Source organism: Paracoccus methylarcula, from assembly GCF_003007735.2.
Taxonomy (GTDB): domain Bacteria; phylum Pseudomonadota; class Alphaproteobacteria; order Rhodobacterales; family Rhodobacteraceae; genus Paracoccus; species Paracoccus methylarcula.
Window position 1 is genome coordinate 132,440 of sequence record NZ_PXNQ02000008.1, and the last position, 15,638, is coordinate 148,077.

General features: G+C 59.8%; 13 protein-coding genes, 1 tRNA gene and 1 pseudogene. 10 read left to right on the forward strand and 5 right to left on the reverse strand.

The annotated features are described in order from the left end of the window. Positions 1-4: 4 nt before the first annotated feature. Both A7A09_RS13730 and thrS read right to left on the reverse strand, forming a co-directional pair. The gene (locus tag A7A09_RS13730; RefSeq protein ID WP_106691928.1) at positions 5-211 is read right to left on the reverse strand and encodes a cold-shock protein; all 207 of its coding nucleotides are present in this window, start codon (positions 209-211) and stop codon (positions 5-7) included. A 252-nt stretch (positions 212-463) separates the two neighbouring features. Then, positions 464-2,409: pseudogene (gene thrS, locus A7A09_RS13735) on the reverse strand (threonine--tRNA ligase). 118 nt (positions 2,410-2,527) lie between these two features. Here thrS and A7A09_RS13740 point away from each other — a divergent pair. Then, on the forward strand, positions 2,528-3,268 hold the full coding sequence (locus A7A09_RS13740; protein ID WP_106691929.1) for an alpha/beta hydrolase: 741 nt from the start codon (positions 2,528-2,530) through the stop codon (positions 3,266-3,268). 409 nt (positions 3,269-3,677) lie between these two features. Here the strand turns inward: A7A09_RS13740 and phaZ are convergent, their stop codons facing one another. Both phaZ and A7A09_RS21575 read right to left on the reverse strand, forming a co-directional pair. Next, positions 3,678-5,027, reverse strand: a complete 1,350-nt coding sequence (gene phaZ / locus A7A09_RS13745) for a polyhydroxyalkanoate depolymerase (protein WP_436277800.1) — start codon at positions 5,025-5,027, stop codon at positions 3,678-3,680. A gap of 114 nt (positions 5,028-5,141) precedes the next feature. After that, on the reverse strand, positions 5,142-5,639 hold the full coding sequence (locus A7A09_RS21575; RefSeq protein ID WP_245999352.1) for a hypothetical protein: 498 nt from the start codon (positions 5,637-5,639) through the stop codon (positions 5,142-5,144). On the opposite strand from A7A09_RS21575, the gene phaC reads away from it, so the two are divergent. From phaC to A7A09_RS13770, 5 genes are all read left to right on the forward strand, one after another. Next, on the forward strand, positions 5,638-7,332 hold the full coding sequence (phaC, locus tag A7A09_RS13750; RefSeq protein ID WP_245999353.1) for a class I poly(R)-hydroxyalkanoic acid synthase: 1,695 nt from the start codon (positions 5,638-5,640) through the stop codon (positions 7,330-7,332). The two genes, A7A09_RS21575 and phaC, sit on opposite strands and share 2 nt — an antisense overlap. Before the next feature lie 198 nt (positions 7,333-7,530). After that, complete coding sequence (locus A7A09_RS13755) at positions 7,531-7,974, forward strand: phasin family protein (protein WP_106691931.1); 444 nt, start codon at positions 7,531-7,533, stop codon at positions 7,972-7,974. A 154-nt stretch (positions 7,975-8,128) separates the two neighbouring features. Further along, positions 8,129-8,731: a polyhydroxyalkanoate synthesis repressor PhaR gene (phaR, locus tag A7A09_RS13760; protein ID WP_106691932.1), complete on the forward strand. Its 603-nt coding sequence runs from the start codon at positions 8,129-8,131 to the stop codon at positions 8,729-8,731. 39 nt (positions 8,732-8,770) lie between these two features. Continuing rightward, positions 8,771-8,860, forward strand: a tRNA-Ser gene (locus A7A09_RS13765). 145 nt (positions 8,861-9,005) lie between these two features. Further along, positions 9,006-10,286 (forward strand): tyrosine-type recombinase/integrase, encoded by a 1,281-nt coding sequence (locus A7A09_RS13770; protein ID WP_106691933.1) that lies wholly within the window; start codon positions 9,006-9,008, stop codon positions 10,284-10,286. Here A7A09_RS13770 and A7A09_RS20820 read toward each other — a convergent pair. After that, positions 10,283-10,627, reverse strand: a complete 345-nt coding sequence (locus A7A09_RS20820) for a hypothetical protein (protein ID WP_170167111.1) — start codon at positions 10,625-10,627, stop codon at positions 10,283-10,285. The two genes, A7A09_RS13770 and A7A09_RS20820, sit on opposite strands and share 4 nt — an antisense overlap. Positions 10,628-10,782: 155 nt before the next feature. Between A7A09_RS20820 and A7A09_RS13780 the strand changes: the two genes are divergently transcribed. Genes A7A09_RS13780 through A7A09_RS13795 form a run of 4 tightly spaced genes read left to right on the forward strand, consistent with a single transcriptional unit; the run spans position 10,783 to position 15,474 of the window. After that, entirely contained in the window at positions 10,783-12,801 is a 2,019-nt protein-coding gene (locus A7A09_RS13780) for a type I restriction-modification system subunit M (protein WP_106691935.1), read from the forward strand. Then, positions 12,798-14,087, forward strand: coding sequence for a restriction endonuclease subunit S (locus tag A7A09_RS13785; RefSeq protein WP_106691936.1), 1,290 nt, complete (start codon positions 12,798-12,800; stop codon positions 14,085-14,087). Before A7A09_RS13780 ends, A7A09_RS13785 begins: the two co-directional genes overlap by 4 nt. Beyond that, the gene (locus tag A7A09_RS13790) at positions 14,084-15,142 is read left to right on the forward strand and encodes a restriction endonuclease (protein ID WP_106691937.1); all 1,059 of its coding nucleotides are present in this window, start codon (positions 14,084-14,086) and stop codon (positions 15,140-15,142) included. The genes A7A09_RS13785 and A7A09_RS13790 overlap by 4 nt, the downstream gene beginning before the upstream one ends. Then, a complete protein-coding gene (locus A7A09_RS13795; RefSeq protein WP_106691938.1) occupies positions 15,142-15,474 on the forward strand; it encodes a hypothetical protein in 333 nt (110 codons plus the stop codon). The genes A7A09_RS13790 and A7A09_RS13795 overlap by 1 nt, the downstream gene beginning before the upstream one ends. Positions 15,475-15,638 lie beyond the last annotated feature (164 nt).

Consider the following 15,638-nt stretch of genomic DNA (forward strand, 5'->3'; position numbering starts at 1 on the left):
AGGCTCAGAGCAGTCTCAGATCACCAGCCGAGGCGCGGCCATCGCGGCCCGATTGCAATTCGTATTCGACTTTCTGATTGTCCTGCAATCCGGTCAGCCCGGCGCGCTCGACCGCCGAGATATGCACGAACACATCCTTGCCTCCATCATCCGGGGCAATGAAGCCAAAGCCCTTGGTGGCGTTGAACCATTTTACCGTTCCGGTCGCCATAACCGTATCTCCTTCGCATTATCCCGAGGCGAGATTGCCCCGGGCCGTGCAGCCCCGCTTTCGTCTTGCCGGCTGCCCATGATCGGGAGGCGGTAGAAAGTCTGTCGCTCACGCGGATGTCAGCATGAACGAATCATTAAAAAAGACAAGCCGGAAAGCGACGCTTCCAGCGACAGCAACGTGAAGTTTTGTTGTCATCGGCGGATTATTGATCGCGATATTCCACCGATGCTGTCGGATTATCCCCCGGATTCAACGAAGATCGGGGGGAGTTGCCTCGGCAGACAGCTCTGCCACGACCTCTTCCAAAGACAATGTGCGGCTGCCCTGGCTGTCCAGCCGGCGCAGCGACACGGTCCCAGCTTCTACCTCTTTCATGCCGATGGCAAGGATGGCGGGCACCTTTCCGACGGAATGTTCGCGGACCTTGTAATTGATCTTTTCGTTCCGCGTATCGGCTTCGGCCCGCAGACCGGCGGCGCGCAGGGCGTCCACGACCTGCCGCACGTAATCATCGGCATCCGAGACGATCGAGGCCACGACGACCTGGCGCGGCGCCAGCCAGAGCGGCAGCTTGCCGGAATAGTTCTCGATCAGGATACCGATGAAACGCTCGAAACTGCCAAGGATGGCGCGGTGCAACATGACCGGGCGATGCTTGGCCCCGTCCTCGCCGATATATTCCGCATCCAGCCGCACGGGCAGGTTGAAATCGACCTGGAAGGTGCCGCATTGCCATTCGCGGCCGATGGCGTCGGTCAGCTTGAAATCCAGCTTGGGGCCGTAGAAGGCGCCCTCGCCGGGATCGATCTCGAAATCGTTGCGGACCTTGAGGATCGCCGCTTCAAGCGCCGATTCCGCCTTGTCCCAAATTTCGTCCGAGCGACGCGGGTTTCGGGGCGGGTGGACAGCTTGATGTCGAATTTCTCGAAACCAAGATCGGCATAGACCGAGCCGAGCAGGTCAAGGAAACTGGCGCATTCGGCCTCGATCTGGTCTTCGGTGCAGAAGATATGCGCATCGTCCTGCACGAAGCCGCGCACCCGCATCAGCCCGTGCATCGAGCCCGAGCTTTCATAGCGGTGGCAGGATCCGAACTCGGCCAGCCGCAGGGGCAGGTCGCGATAGGATTTCAGGCCCTGGTTATAGACCTGCACATGACAGGGGCAGTTCATCGGCTTCAGCGCGTTGGTGCGCTTTTCCTTCGCGCCTTCCTCGTCCACCTCGACGATGAACATGTTCTCGCGGTAGGCTTCCCAATGGCCGGATTTTTCCCACAGGATACGGTCAACCACCTGCGGGGTCTTGATTTCCTTGTAGTCCGCGCGGGTCAGGCGGCGGCGCATATAGGCCTCGAGCTCGCGATAGATCGTCCAGCCATTCGGGTGCCAGAAGACCATGCCGGGCGCTTCCTCCTGGAAATGGAACAGCTCCATCTCGCGGCCCAGCTTGCGGTGGTCGCGCTTGGCGGCCTCTTCCAGCATGGTCAGATGCGCTTTCAGATCGGCCTTGTTGCGGAACGCCACGCCATAGATGCGCTGCAGCATCGGGCGAGAGGCGTCGCCCAGCCAATAGGCGCCCGCGACATGGGTCAGCCGGAAGGCGTCGGCGGGCAGTTGCCCGGTATTTTGCAGATGCGGACCACGGCAGAGATCCTGCCAATCCCCATGCCAATACATCCGCAGATCCTCGCCCTCGGGGATGCGGTCGATCAGTTCCAGCTTGAAGGGCTCGTTCTGCGCCTTGTAGTGGGCGATGGCGCGGTCGCGGTCCCAGACCTCGGTGCGGACGGGGTCGCGGGCGGCGATGATCTCCTTCATCTTCGCCTCGATCCGGCCAAGATCCTCGGGGGTGAAAGGCTCTTTCCGGTCGAAATCATAGAACCAGCCATGGTCGCGCACCGGGCCGATGGTGACCTTGACGTCGGGCCAGATCTCCTGCACCGCGCGGGCCATGACATGGGCGAAATCATGGCGGATCAGTTCCAGCGCCTGCGCCTCGTCCTTCATCGTGTTGATGGTGATCGCGCCGGATTCGGTGATCGGCCATGCCAGGTCGATATGGCGGCCGTCCAGATTGGCCGAGATCGCCCGCTTGGCAAGGCTGGGCGCGATGCTTTCGGCGACCTCGGCGGCGGTGATGCCGGCGGGGTAGTCGCGCGAATTGCCGTCGGGAAAGGAAAGGGAGATCTGGGACATGTCGTCCTCCTCGTCGGTTTGGCGCCCACGGAACGCCCGGCTGCGGGTATGTCGAGGCTGTCCCATGGACCTCTGCGCGAAAACTGTCAAGATAGGGTGAATTGATGGGGAATGTCCGATGACTGATTTTCTCGATACGCCGCAGGGCCGGCGGATTGCCTATAACCTGTTGAAGGGAAAGGGGCCGGGGGTCGTTTTCCTGGGTGGGTTCAAATCCGACATGTCCGGCACCAAGGCCATGCATCTGGAGCATTGGGCGCGCGGGCAGGGGCGGGGATTCCTGCGTTTCGACTATTCCGGCCATGGCGACAGCAGCGGCGCCTTCGAGGAAGGCTGCATCGGCGAGTGGTTCGCGGATGCCGCTGCCGCGCTGACCAGCCTGACCGAGGGGCCGCAGATCCTGGTCGGCTCCAGCATGGGGGGGTGGATCGCGCTGCTGCTGGCCCGCACGATGCCGCAGCGGGTGGCGGGGCTGGTGACCATCGCGGCGGCACCGGATTTCAGCGAGCAGGGGTTCTGGGCCGGGTTCGATGCGGCGCAACGAGAGGTGGTGATGCGCGACGGGAGGATCGAAATTCCCAGTGAATACGATGACGCACCCTATGTCATCACCCGGAAACTCATCGAGGATGGCCGCGATCACCTGGTCATGAACCAGTCGCTTGTCCTGCCCTTCCCGACCCGGCTCCTGCAGGGGACGGCGGATGAGGATGTGCCGGTCGATTGGGCGCTGGCCCTGCTGGATCACGCGCAAGGAGAGGATATTCGCCTGACCCTGGTCAAGGGCGCGGATCACCGTTTCTCATCGCCCGATTGCCTGGGATTGATCGAGGATGCGGTGACCGGGCTGTTGCGATAGACGCCCGCAACGGCAGCCTATGCCGCGCATGTCCACAGGGCGCAACGGCGCGGGTGATCAGACCGGGAAATGCTGGAGTTCTGGCCGCACCGCCCGTTCAGAACCTGTACACAGAGCGTAGACAGTTCGCGCGGGTTCGACGGGATTTCGTGCGGCAATGCTCCGAGGTTAATTCCATTTCGCGCATAATCTTGTGAATACGCGGATAATTGATTCCACCATGGAATAAATCCTCATCGACGGAATCCGGTCCAGGCCGGATAACTCGAACCCGCTCTCTCTTCAGGCAAATATCCCACGGAGGGTCGGCTGCGGGTGCGCCGCTGGTTCGAGAACCAGCCGGCGACGGGGATGTGAACCCCCCCGGCTGTCGCGGAACGCAATAGAATGCCCGATGCACCGAGGGGGATCAGACCGCGATCTTGCGGTTGTCGCCGACCGGATCCTGGATGCCGCAATCCGATGCCCTGGCGTTCCGGTCGCGGCGGCGCTTTCGGCGGGTCTCTGCCGGCATGGTCGAATGCTCGTCGATGAAATCGAGCACCAGCGGGCGAATGTTCAGCCGCCATGATTTTCCGGCGAAGATGCCGTAATGCCCGGCACCCTCCTCCAGGTGCTGGACCTTCTTCGCCTCGGGAACGCCGGTGCACAGATCCAGCGCGGCGACGCATTGGCCGGGGGCGGAGATATCGTCATTCGCCCCCTCGACCGTCATGATCGCGACATCGGTGATCTTGCCGATATCGACCGGCTTTCCGTTCACGACAAAGCTGTTCCGGGCGATTTCGAGCTTCTTGAAGATGCGCTCGACCGTGGAGAGATAGAATTCCGCGGTCATGTCCATGACGGCGAGATATTCGTCATAGAAGCGGTTATGCTTGTCGCCCTCGCTCGCGGTGCCGCGCGCCTCGTTGAAGATCTTGTTGACGAAGGCGCCGGCATGGGTCTCGGCATTCATGGCGATGAAGGAGGCAAGCTGCGCGAGCCCCGGATAGACCATGCGGCCCGCGCCGCGATATTTGAAGCCGACGGACTGGATCGCCAGATGTTCCAGTTCCCCCATGGTCATGCGGTTGCCGAAATCGGTGACATCGGTCGCGGCGGCGTCGGGATCGACCGGACCGCCGATCAGGGTCAGGCTGCGGGGCTGGGCCTTTGGCTCTTCTTCGGCGAGGATGGCAGTCGCGGCGAGCGCCAGGGGCGCGGGCTGGCAGATGGCGATGACATTGGTATCCGGGCCGAGATGACGGATGAAATCGACCAGGTAATTGGTGTAATCCTCGATGTCGAACTTGCCCTCGCTCACCGGGATGTCGCGGGCATTGTGCCAGTCGGTCACGTAAACCTCGCAATCGGGCAGCAGCGAGGTCACGGTCGAGCGCAGCAGGGTCGCGTAATGGCCGGACATCGGCGCGACCAGCAGCACCTTGCGGGGTTTTGGCTCGCGGCGGGCGACGCGGAAATGGATCAGGTCGCCGAAGGGGCGTTCCAGTTCCGGTTCCACATAGACGATATGGTCTTCGCCATCTTCGCCGGAGATGGGCGGGATTTCCCAATCGGGCTTGACGACCATGCGGGCAAAACTGCGTTCGGTGACATGGCCCCAGGCACTCATCAGCCGGAAACCCGGATGCGGGTTGAGGGCGAATATCGGGTTGGAGGCGAAAGCGCGCGCCGTCGCACCGAGCCATTCATTGGTGTTCCGAATCGTTTCCATCGCGTCGTAGGAAACGATTCCCTTGATACCCTTCATCGCCATAACGGCCAATCCTTGCTGCATCGCGGCAATCGGAACAGGCTGCTAAGTTGCGGTTCGAAAAACCAAAACCCAGCTTTACGCTGTGCCAACTCTGCGCATATCATTGCAACTGTATTAGGGGGGAATCCGGGTCATGGCAAGGCGCGCAAGCAACAAGAGTAATTCGAATGCTACGGATCGGGTAACTTCCGTAAAGCCGGAGCCAGCGAAACCCGAGGCGAAAGAGAAGCCCCCGGCGGCTTCGAAACGCCGCGTCGCGGCAAAATCCGGAAAGCCCGCGCCGGGGACGAAAGCGGCACCCAGGACCGCCGCGAAATCCACGCCGAAGGCTGCGGCGAAACCCGCTCCCACCCGCAAGGCCAAGAGCGCCGCCGCCCCGAATGCGGCCAGCAGCAGTTCCCGGACCGGCACCGCGAAACCCGCAGCCAGGCAGGGTCGCGCGAAGACCGGGCTTTCGGCTGCCGCCTCGACGCGCGCCAGCGAGGCGCCCAGGCCGGAAGCGGGAGCCGCGGAAAGCGGACATGGCGCTCCGGGCCCGGCGGCGACCGGCCCTGTCGCGCGGAAACTGGCGGAGAATGTCGAGCGGATAGAGGTGCTGAGCCATCGGCTCATGGCGGCGCTTGCGGAGCGGCAGCCTCCCAATCCTGGCGTCGAGGGGCCGGGGCCCGATCTTTACCTGACCGCCGCCAATGCCTGGGTGAAGACCCTGGCCGAGCAGCCCGGCCGGATCATCGAGCAGCAGGTGAATTTCTGGGGCGAGACGCTGAAGAACTACGCCAATGCGCAGGTTTCGCTGGCCAAGGGGCAGCTGACCGTGCCGGAGGAGGAGGAGGCGCCGGCCGACAAGCGCTTCAAGAACCCGCTCTGGCAGAGCCATCCCTATTTCAGCTTCGTCAGGAAGCAATACCTGATCAATGCCGATGCGATGAAGAGCGCCGCGGAGGGGCTGGAATTGCCGGACGAGACGACGCGCCGCCGGGTGAACTGGCTGACCAACCAGCTCGTGGACATGATGTCGCCCACGAATTTCCTGGCGACCAACCCGGACGCGCTGGAACGGGCGCTGGAAACCGAGGGCGAAAGCCTGGTGAAGGGGCTGGAGAACCTGGTGCGCGATGTCGAGCAGCATGGCGGCGAGATGATCGTCTCGCTGGCCGATCGCGAGGCCTTCACCGTGGGCGAGAATATCGGCACCGCCGAGGGCAGGGTGGTGCATCGCACGCCGCTTTACGAGCTGATCCAGTACAACCCGGCCACCGACAAGGTGCACGAGACGCCCTTGCTGATCTTTCCGCCCTGGATCAACAAGTTCTACATCCTCGATCTCAAGCCCCAGAACAGCCTGATCCGCTGGCTGGTCGGGCAGGGTCATACGCTGTTCGTGGTCAGCTGGAAGAATCCCGATGCCAGCTATGCCGAGTTCGGGATGGAGGAATATGTCTCCGCCTACCTGGAGGCGATGGACAAGGTACGCGACCTGACCGATCAGCGCAAGCTGAACGCGGTGGGCTATTGCATCGCGGGCACGACGCTGTCGCTGACGCTGGCGCTTCTGAACAAGCGCGGCGATGACCGGGTGAACAGCGCGACCTTTTTCACCACGCTGACGGATTTCTCGAACCACGGCGAGTTCACGGCCTTCCTGCAGAATGATTTCGTCGATGGGATCGAGGCCGAGATCAAGCGCCACGGGTTGCTGAAGGCCGCGTTGATGTCGCGCACGATGAGCTTTCTGCGCGCCAATGACCTGGTCTGGGGTCCGGCGATCCGCAGCTACATGATGGGCGAGACCCCGCCCGCCTTCGACCTGCTGTTCTGGAACGGCGACAGCACCAACCTGCCGGGCAAGATGGCGATGCAATACCTGCGCGGGCTGTGCCAGGCCAATGATTTTGCCGGGGAGGGGTTCGAGCTTTTCGGCCAAAAGCTGCGGCTTGCCGATGTGCGGGTGCCGCTCTGCTCGGTCGCCTGCGAAGGCGATCATATCGCCCCCTGGAGCGATTGCTGGCGCGGGGTCGCGCAGATGGGATCGGGGGACAAGACATTCATCCTGTCGGAATCCGGCCATGTCGCCGGCATCGTGAACCCGCCGGGCCGGGACAAATACGGCCATTATACCGGCGGGGCTGGCTTTGCCGACGGCGCCGAGGACTGGCGCGAATCAGCCAGCCTGAACAGGGGAAGCTGGTGGCCCTCCTGGGGCGAGTGGCTGACCGCACGCGCGGGAAGGATGGTCGAGGCCCGCAGGCCGGATGAGGGGCATGATCCGGCCCCGGGACGCTATGTTCACGAGCGGGCCGATTAAGCGGGTGTGAATATGGGTGCGATTTCAGCGCGTTATGCGGAATGAATCTGCGAATGTGAATTTTTTGCTGCGGTGCAGAAAAAATACTTGAAATGCCGCGCTGCAGCATTCATATTGTTGCCACGATAGTTTGATATTGCGGCGACACGGTCCTCCTCCTCTCCCCTCCCTCCGCCGCGCTGAAATGGAGTAAATGACATGGCAACCAAGACCCCTGACTTCTCGAAGACCTTCCAGGACATCCTGGCGAATTTCCCGGTCGACACCTCGTCCTTCCAGGAAGCGGTGAAATCGCAGCAGGCGCTGAACGAAAAGCTGGCCAAGGTCGCTCTCGGCGCCGCCGAGCGTTCGACCGAGATCTCGGCCCAGTGGGCCAAGGACAGCATCGCCCGCATGGGTGAACTGACCGCCACCAAGGAAGAGCCCGCCGATTACGCCAAGGCCGTCACCGATTACGCTTCGGCTTCGGCCGAGGTCGCGGCCGAGCACATGGCCTCTTTCGCCGAAGTGGCCAAGAAGGTGCAGATGGACACCGTCGACCTGATGCTGTCGGCCGGCAAGGACGCTGCCGCGGAAACCCAGAAGGCTGCCCGCAACACGCAGGCCGCCGTCAAGAAGGCCACCGCTGGCGCCGCGAAGTAATCTTCGCCCGCAGCTTGTATTCGGAAAGGGGCGGTTCTCCGCCCCTTTTTGCTGCCCGGTCGACAGATGTTGACGGCGATGTTGTCTCTTTTCCTTTGCCTTTTCGCAGCGGCGGACCCATCATTGCGCAAACGGATCAAGAGAAGGGGCCCCTATGGCCACGACAACTGCCCCGCTGCTGATCAAGCGTTACGCCAGCAGACGGCTCTACAATACCGAGACCAGCGATTACGTCACGCTCGAGGATATCGCCGCCTTCATCCGCGACGGGCGCGAGGTCAAGATCGTCGACCTGAAATCCGGAGATGACCTGACCCGGCAATATCTTTTGCAGATCATCGCCGAGCATGAGAGCCGGGGCGAGAATGTCCTGCCCATCGACGTGCTGACCGATCTTGTCCGCAGCTATGCCTCGAGCACGAATTCCGTGGTGCCGCAATTCCTGGCCGCGAGTTTCGAGATCCTGCGGGACAGCCAGTCCAAGCTGATGGAGAACATGACAGCGATGCCCAGCCCCCTGAACACCGTTCCCGGTTTCGAGGCGATGCAGCGTCAGCAGCAGATGTTCCTGCGCGCGATGATGGGGGGCTGGCAGGGCAGTTCCGGGCCCGAGCCGGGCGAGATGGCGGATGACGGCGCGGGGGAGAATGGCACGTCCGGCGGTTCCGAAAAAACCGGCGAGGGCGAGGAGTCCGGCGACATGGAAGAGATCCGCAGGCAACTGGCGGAATTGCAGAAGCGAATTGCAAAGCTCTGACTTGCACAGCGCCGCAACGCAGGCTAGACCACCCGTCACGGAGCGGTGGCCGAGTGGTCGAAGGCGCACGCCTGGAAAGTGTGTAGGCGGGGAACCGTCTCGAGGGTTCGAATCCCTCTCGCTCCGCCATTTCAACTCACATTCTGGATCGTAGCGCATTGAATATAAAGAAAATGTGCCTCAGTCTAGTTGCTGGACGTGCATTTTTGCTAATGCTTTTGCTAACGAATCTGCTAATGTAACCTCAATTCAGAACGCGCTGAGGATCAGGCAGATGGCGATTATGTCGCGCAAGAATTCCGTGAAGGGCATCCTGTATCTCGTGCGTTCTGTGCCGAAGCGCTACGCCTCTGTAGAGTCCAAGACCCAAGTCTGGATCAGTCTTCACACTGATTCGAGGGGCGCTGCGAACGCGAAGGCTGATGCTGTCTGGCAACAGCAGGTTGCAGCCTGGGAGGCCAAGCTCGCCGGCGATACCACTGACGCAGAGGCGCTGTTCGAATCTGCCAGGGAACTGGCAGCGGCGCGGGGCTTCAAATACGTGCGCGCAGACAAGGTGGTTGACCTACCGATTGAACAATTGCTGGAGCGGATCGAGGCGATCGGCGGCAAGAGACAGAAGCCGGATGTCCAGGAAGCGCGCGCCTTGCTCGGCACGGTGGACGCGCCGGAGTTCACCCTATCCAAGGCCCTGGAAGCCTATTGGGGGCTGGCGAAGGACAAGACCTTCGGAAAGGATGCTGATCAGCTTCGCAAATGGAAGAATCCACGTAAACTGGCGATCAGGAGTTTGATCGAAGTGATCGGCGACAAACCCCTGAGTTCTATCACCCGTGATGATCTTTTGGATTTCCGCGATAGCTTGATGGAACGGATCGAGACCGGGGCAATCATGCCAAGCACTGCGAATAAGCAGCTCACTCACTTGGGTGGGATCTTTTCTACCGTGAACGAAAAGAAGCGACTTGACCTAGATTTGTCCGTAACCGGTTTGAAGTTCAAGGAAGGCGACAAGATTCCCCGGCCGCCATTTTCTGATGACTGGATTCGAGATAAACTGCTGGCTCCCGGCGCGTTGGACGGGCTGAATATCGAGGCGCGCACGATCCTGCTGGTTATGATCAATACTGGTGCCAGGCCCAGCGAGATCGCTAATCTGTCTGCTGATCGGATTCGGTTGAGCGACAATGTGCCTCATATCTCAATTGAGCCGGATGGTCGCGAGGTAAAAAGTGCTTATGCGCGGCGCAAGATACCTCTCACCGGAGTTAGCCTGGAGGCGATGCGGGCCTGCCCCAACGGTTTTCCGCGCTACGCAGGCAAATCCTCCTTGAGCGCGGCAGTGAATAAATTTTTGCGCGAAAACGGCCTGATGGAGACGGAACAGCATGTCATGTATTCGCTACGTCACAGTTTCGAAGACCGGATGTTGGCGGCAGGAATCGATGACCGGATCAGGCGCGATGTATTCGGGCACCGATTGGACAGAGAACGATATGGTGGCGGCGCAAGTCTGGAGTATACGCTTGAATTGTTGAGCGCCATCGCGATTTAGGCGGCTGTTTTACGGGCTGCCACGACGGCGCGTGCCCGAGCGACGATGTCGTTCTGATCCTGAAGTGCTGCGATCTCACTCTCGATCCTCTTGAAGAACGGCACGAACTCGTAGCGCTCATCAGCAACCAGTGCCGCGAGGCGATCACGGGCATCAAGAAGGCGGTCGAGTGTAACATCAGCTTTCATACCTACCTTATAGACAGGTGATCGAAATCTGACGGGTGGATTGTGAAAAAATTTCGAATACCTGACCGGCCGATACGGGATCATGCCCCAAGGCTGGAGCAGCGTGTCGAGTTGGTGAACGCGATCGCTTATCCCGGTCTGGAGCTGGATCATCTGGCAGCGTGAGTGCCGTGGTTTCGTTGACCAATCTTGACGAGCGACTTAACCTTGCCATTACGGGATCGGCTAGCGAGCCGCATTACCCGTCGGAAAAATACGCCAATCCAATAACAGGCGGATCTTAGAAAGAAAAATGAGGGGCGAGACAGATGGCTACCGACATTCAGAACCTTGGCAGCTTCGTCTGGACAATCGCCGAGATCTTGCGCGGAGATTTCAAGCAATCCGAATATGGCAAGGTCATCCTTCCCTTTGTCGTGCTTCGCCGCCTCGACTGCATCCTGGCGGAGTCAAAGGATGCAGTCCTGGAAGCCGAGAAATCGCTTCCTGACGGCGTGGACGAAGCAACACGCGACATGATCCTGTTCGGCGCGATCGGCGGCAATGTGAAGGTTTACAACCTCTCCCGCTTCACGTTCGACAAGCTGCGCGGTCAGGACCCTCGCCAGCTTCACGACAACCTCGTGGACTATATCACGAAGTTCTCGGGCAACGTCCGTGACATCTTCCTGGATAAGTTCCTCTTCACCGATCAGCTCAAACGGCTGAAGGACGGCGGCATCCTCTGGAACGTGTTCGAACGATTTTGCGAGATTGACCTTCATCCGGATTCCGTCTCGAACCTCGAAATGGGCTACCTTTTCGAAGAGCTGATCCGCCGCTTCTCGGAAATCTCGAACGAAACGGCCGGGGAACATTTCACGCCGCGCGAGGTGATCCGCCTGATCGTCGATCTTCTCATCGCGAATGATGACGAAAAGCTCACTGGGCGCGGTATCATCCGCCAGGTCTATGACCCTGCCTGCGGGACGGGCGGCATGCTCGCGCTGACCGAAGAGGCGCTGAAAGACTTCAACGACGCAATCCGTGTCGAGCTCTTCGGTCAGGAGCTTAACGGCGAGTCCTTTGGCATCTGCAAGTCGGATATGCTCGTGACAGGTCACGACCCCGAGCAGATCGCCTTCGGCAATACGCTCACGCAGGATGCCCATGCAGGTAAGCGCTTCCACTACATGCTTTCCAATCCGCCCTATGGTGTGGACTGGAAGAAGTATCAGGAACCGATCAAGTCCGAAGCGGAGAATATGGGCTTCGACGGACGTTTCGGGGCGGGAACGCCCCGCATCTCTGACGGCCAGCTTCTCTTCTTGCAGCACATGATCTCGAAGATGCGCGATGACGAGATTGGCTCGCGCATCGGTATTGTCATGAACGGCTCGCCCCTCTTCACTGGTGGTGCGGGATCGGGCGAGAGCGAAATCCGCCGCTGGATGCTCGAAAATGACTGGGTCGAGGCCATCGTCGCATTGCCCACCGATCTCTTCTACAATACCGGCATTCAGACCTATGTCTGGCTGCTGACCAACCGCAAACCCGCCAACAGGCGCGGCTTGGTGCAGTTGATCGATGCGAGCGGCGAACGCTTCTGGAAATCCATGCGTAAATCCCTGGGCAGCAAGCGCCGCGAAATCCCGGAAGAGGCGCGTGCCGAGATCGTGCGCATTTATGCGGGATTCCTGAATGGCGATAGCGGCGAGTCTGATGTCTCGAAAATCTTCGACACCGAGGATTTTGGCTATCGCGAGATTCGCGTCGAGCGTCCGCTGCGCCAGCGGTTCGAGGTGACAGACGAGGGGATCGAGGCCCTGCGCGACAGCAAGCCGTTCCAAAGACTCGATGAGGACGAACAGGACCGGCTTCTTGAGTTCCTGCCCGATGTCCTTGGCGGCGAGAATGACACTTCGCCCAATGGCGTAGAAAGGGGTTTAAGAAAGATCGCCACCATGGCGAAGATAAAGCTGGGAGCGCCGCTCAAGAAGGCAATCGTTGCCGCCATGTCGGTGCGAGATGAGGATGCCGAGCCGGAACTCGACAAGGACGGTAACCCTGTTCCAGATCCGCAACTGCGCGATCACGAACTGGTTCCATTGACGGAGGACTGGCATGATTACATGGAACGCGAGGTTCTGCCCTTCGTGCCCGATGCCTGGGTCGATCGGAGCTATACAGACGCCCGTGACAAGCTGGTCGGGCGCGTCGGTTATGAGATTAACTTCAACCGCTACTTCTATAGGTATGTGCCGCCCCGCCCGCTCGAAGAGATCGATGCAGAGCTGAAGGCGCTCGAAGCCGAGATCGCTGGTCTCCTGAAGGAGGTGGCGGCGTGAGTTTCACTGAGGTCCCGATTGGTGCTGCGTTCGACGTTTTCAATGGTGCAACCCCGGCTTCCGGTGAGCCCGCATATTGGGACGGAGATATTCCTTGGGTCGGCCCTGCTGATCTTGGAAAATTAAGCATCCGCTACATAGCGGGTGGCGGACGCAGTATAACTCAAGAGGGTTTCTCCAGTTGCGGAACACAAATGGTTCCGGCGGGGACGATCATTCTCTCGATTCGTGCCCCTATCGGGCATATGGCGATCGCATCTCAACCAATGTGCTTCAATCAAGGCTGTCGTGGCTTGGTGCCGCGTTCCATGGTTCGAACGGATTTTGCATACTGGTCGCTATTATCTCGTAAACCCCAGCTTGAAGCAGCTGGGCAGGGCACAACCTTTATTGAGCTTGGTCGAGACAAGCTCAGAGCCGAAAGAATACCGCTCCCCGACCTCGCCACCCAAAAAGCCATCGCGGATTTTCTCGACCGCGAGATCGCCCGCATCGACCAACTGATCGAAAAGAAGAAAAGGTTGGTGGAGTTGTTGGGAAAGAAGCAAAAAGCGTTTGCCACTGAGACAGCGACCGGCGCGAACCACCCCGGGAGATCGATTACCGGATTGGGTCAACTACCACTTGCGCCTTCACATTGGCGCGTTTGCCGAGTCGCGACAGTATTTAAAGAGTCATTCGAGATGGGCGGAGAAGACTTGCCGGTTCTTTCAGTTTCGATCAACTGGGGTATATCGGATCGCGAACTGGACGACGAAGATCGCCACCGGATCGTAACGTATATCCAGGATCGCAGCGCCTACAAACGGGTCCGCGTCGGAGATCTCGTCTACAACATGATGCGGGCTTGGCAGGGCGCATTCGGCGTTGCGAAAGTTGACGGGTTGGTCAGCCCTGCCTATGTCGTGGCTCGACCAACAGAAAAAATCCACGCGCCCTACTTTGAGCACTTGCTGCGCACGCCAATGTGGATCGAGGAGTTTCGGCGGGCGTCCAAGGGAATCGCTGATTTCAGACAACGCCTTTACTGGGAGCATTTCCGACAAGTCCGGATCATTTTGCCACCATTCGAGGAACAAGTGCATATCGCAGACCAGATCGCCGTGAACGCCGCCGCGGTAAAAGAGGTGCTTGCACCAATCGCGACCTCCATCGATCGTCTCCGCGAATTCCGCTCAGCTCTAATCACCGCCGCCGTCACAGGCCGGATCGACGTGGCGACCTGGAGCAAGCAGGGGCAGACCGACCGGCAGCTTGATGAGATCGAGGAGGCGATGCAGCCATGACCAGGTTATGGATTGTCAGGGCAGGCGCGCATGGAGAGCGGGAGCTTTCGGCCATCGACCAGAGCAAGCTGCTCCCTGGTTTTTTGGAAGTCGGCGATCTGACTAAGCTGGACAGCCGCGACGCGGTTCTTGCCCATCTTCAGGAAGTGCTGCCCGACGAGGGCAAGAACCGCCTGCGCAACTTCGCCGCCCAGCTCAACCAGTTCGTCAACCAGATAGAGATCGGCGACTTCGTGGTGATGCCGCGCAAGGTCACAAACGGCGTCGCCATCGGAATCGTCACGGGCGGTTATCAGTTCGACGCGGACAGCGACTTCAAGCATGCCCGCGCCGTGGAATGGAAAGAAGAGTCACTGCCACGCGATACGTTCAAGCAAGACCTGCGGCATTCCTTCGGGGCCTTCATGACCATCTGCGAGATCAAGCGCAATTCGGCGCTTGAGCGCGTGCAGGCTGTCATCGAAACAGGCACTGACCCCGGCTCGCTTCTGGGTAAACAGGGACGGGCACCGATGCCGCAGCCTGTGATTGGGGCGGAGGATGACGAGACCGAGGCCGACGAATATCAGACCGATATTGAGGACATTGCCAACCAGCAGATCATCTCGCTGATCAAATCCGAGTTTGCGGGCCATGCCCTCGCCGATCTGGTTGCTGAAATCATGCGCGTCGAGGGCTACACAACCAAAGTTTCCCCGCCTGGTGCTGATGGCGGCGTTGATATCCTGGCCGCAGGCGGCACGCTCGGCCTTGGCGAGGATCGCATCTGTGTGCAGGTGAAATCCGGTGACGGTGCGGCCAACCATGACGTGGTGTTGCGCCTGATCGGTTCAGTCTCGAACTCGCAGGCACAGACGGGGCTTTTAGTCAGCATTGGCGGCGTGAATGCCGTGGCTCAGAAGGAGCTCGACAACAACTTCTTCAAGCTCCGCCTGTGGCAAATGCCTGACCTTCTGAAGGCACTGTTCCGCACCTATGGCGAGCTTTCCGACGAAACACGCGCCAAGCTGCCACTGAAGCAGATTTGGGCGCCTATGGCGGGAGGAACGAATTAATGGGACAAATCGAAGAACATGCTTCCGAGTATGAAACTGTTCGACGCCTTGCTGAAATGCTGAAAAGCACCAAAGAAGACTACAAGGCAACCGAGTCTTATGCGCTCTTTGCCACCATCGTTTGCTGGGTTGTGCAGCGAGCGCGCACAAAGGCCGATAGTGCTCGCCCCCAAGATCATCAGGCACGGGAAGTCGGAATTGCCTTGCAAGCGGCGCGGATATCTGACGCACCTTGGTCGGTTCGAGATTTGCCAGAGATGACAGCATTCGATTTTTTTCTGGCATTCGTAATGCCGTTGCCCATGGCGATGCTCGTGAGGTCAAGCCACTAAACGAAAACAGTTTCCTAAAAGGTCAGATCGTTCGGATTGCTGGAAAGCAGCTGCACTTGCGCCGCTGCGATATGGCACGACTAGGATGCGCACTCGCAGATCTGTTTTGCAAAACAATGGCAGAACATGAACGCGAAGGAAATTTGCTTGAAACGGCTAATCGA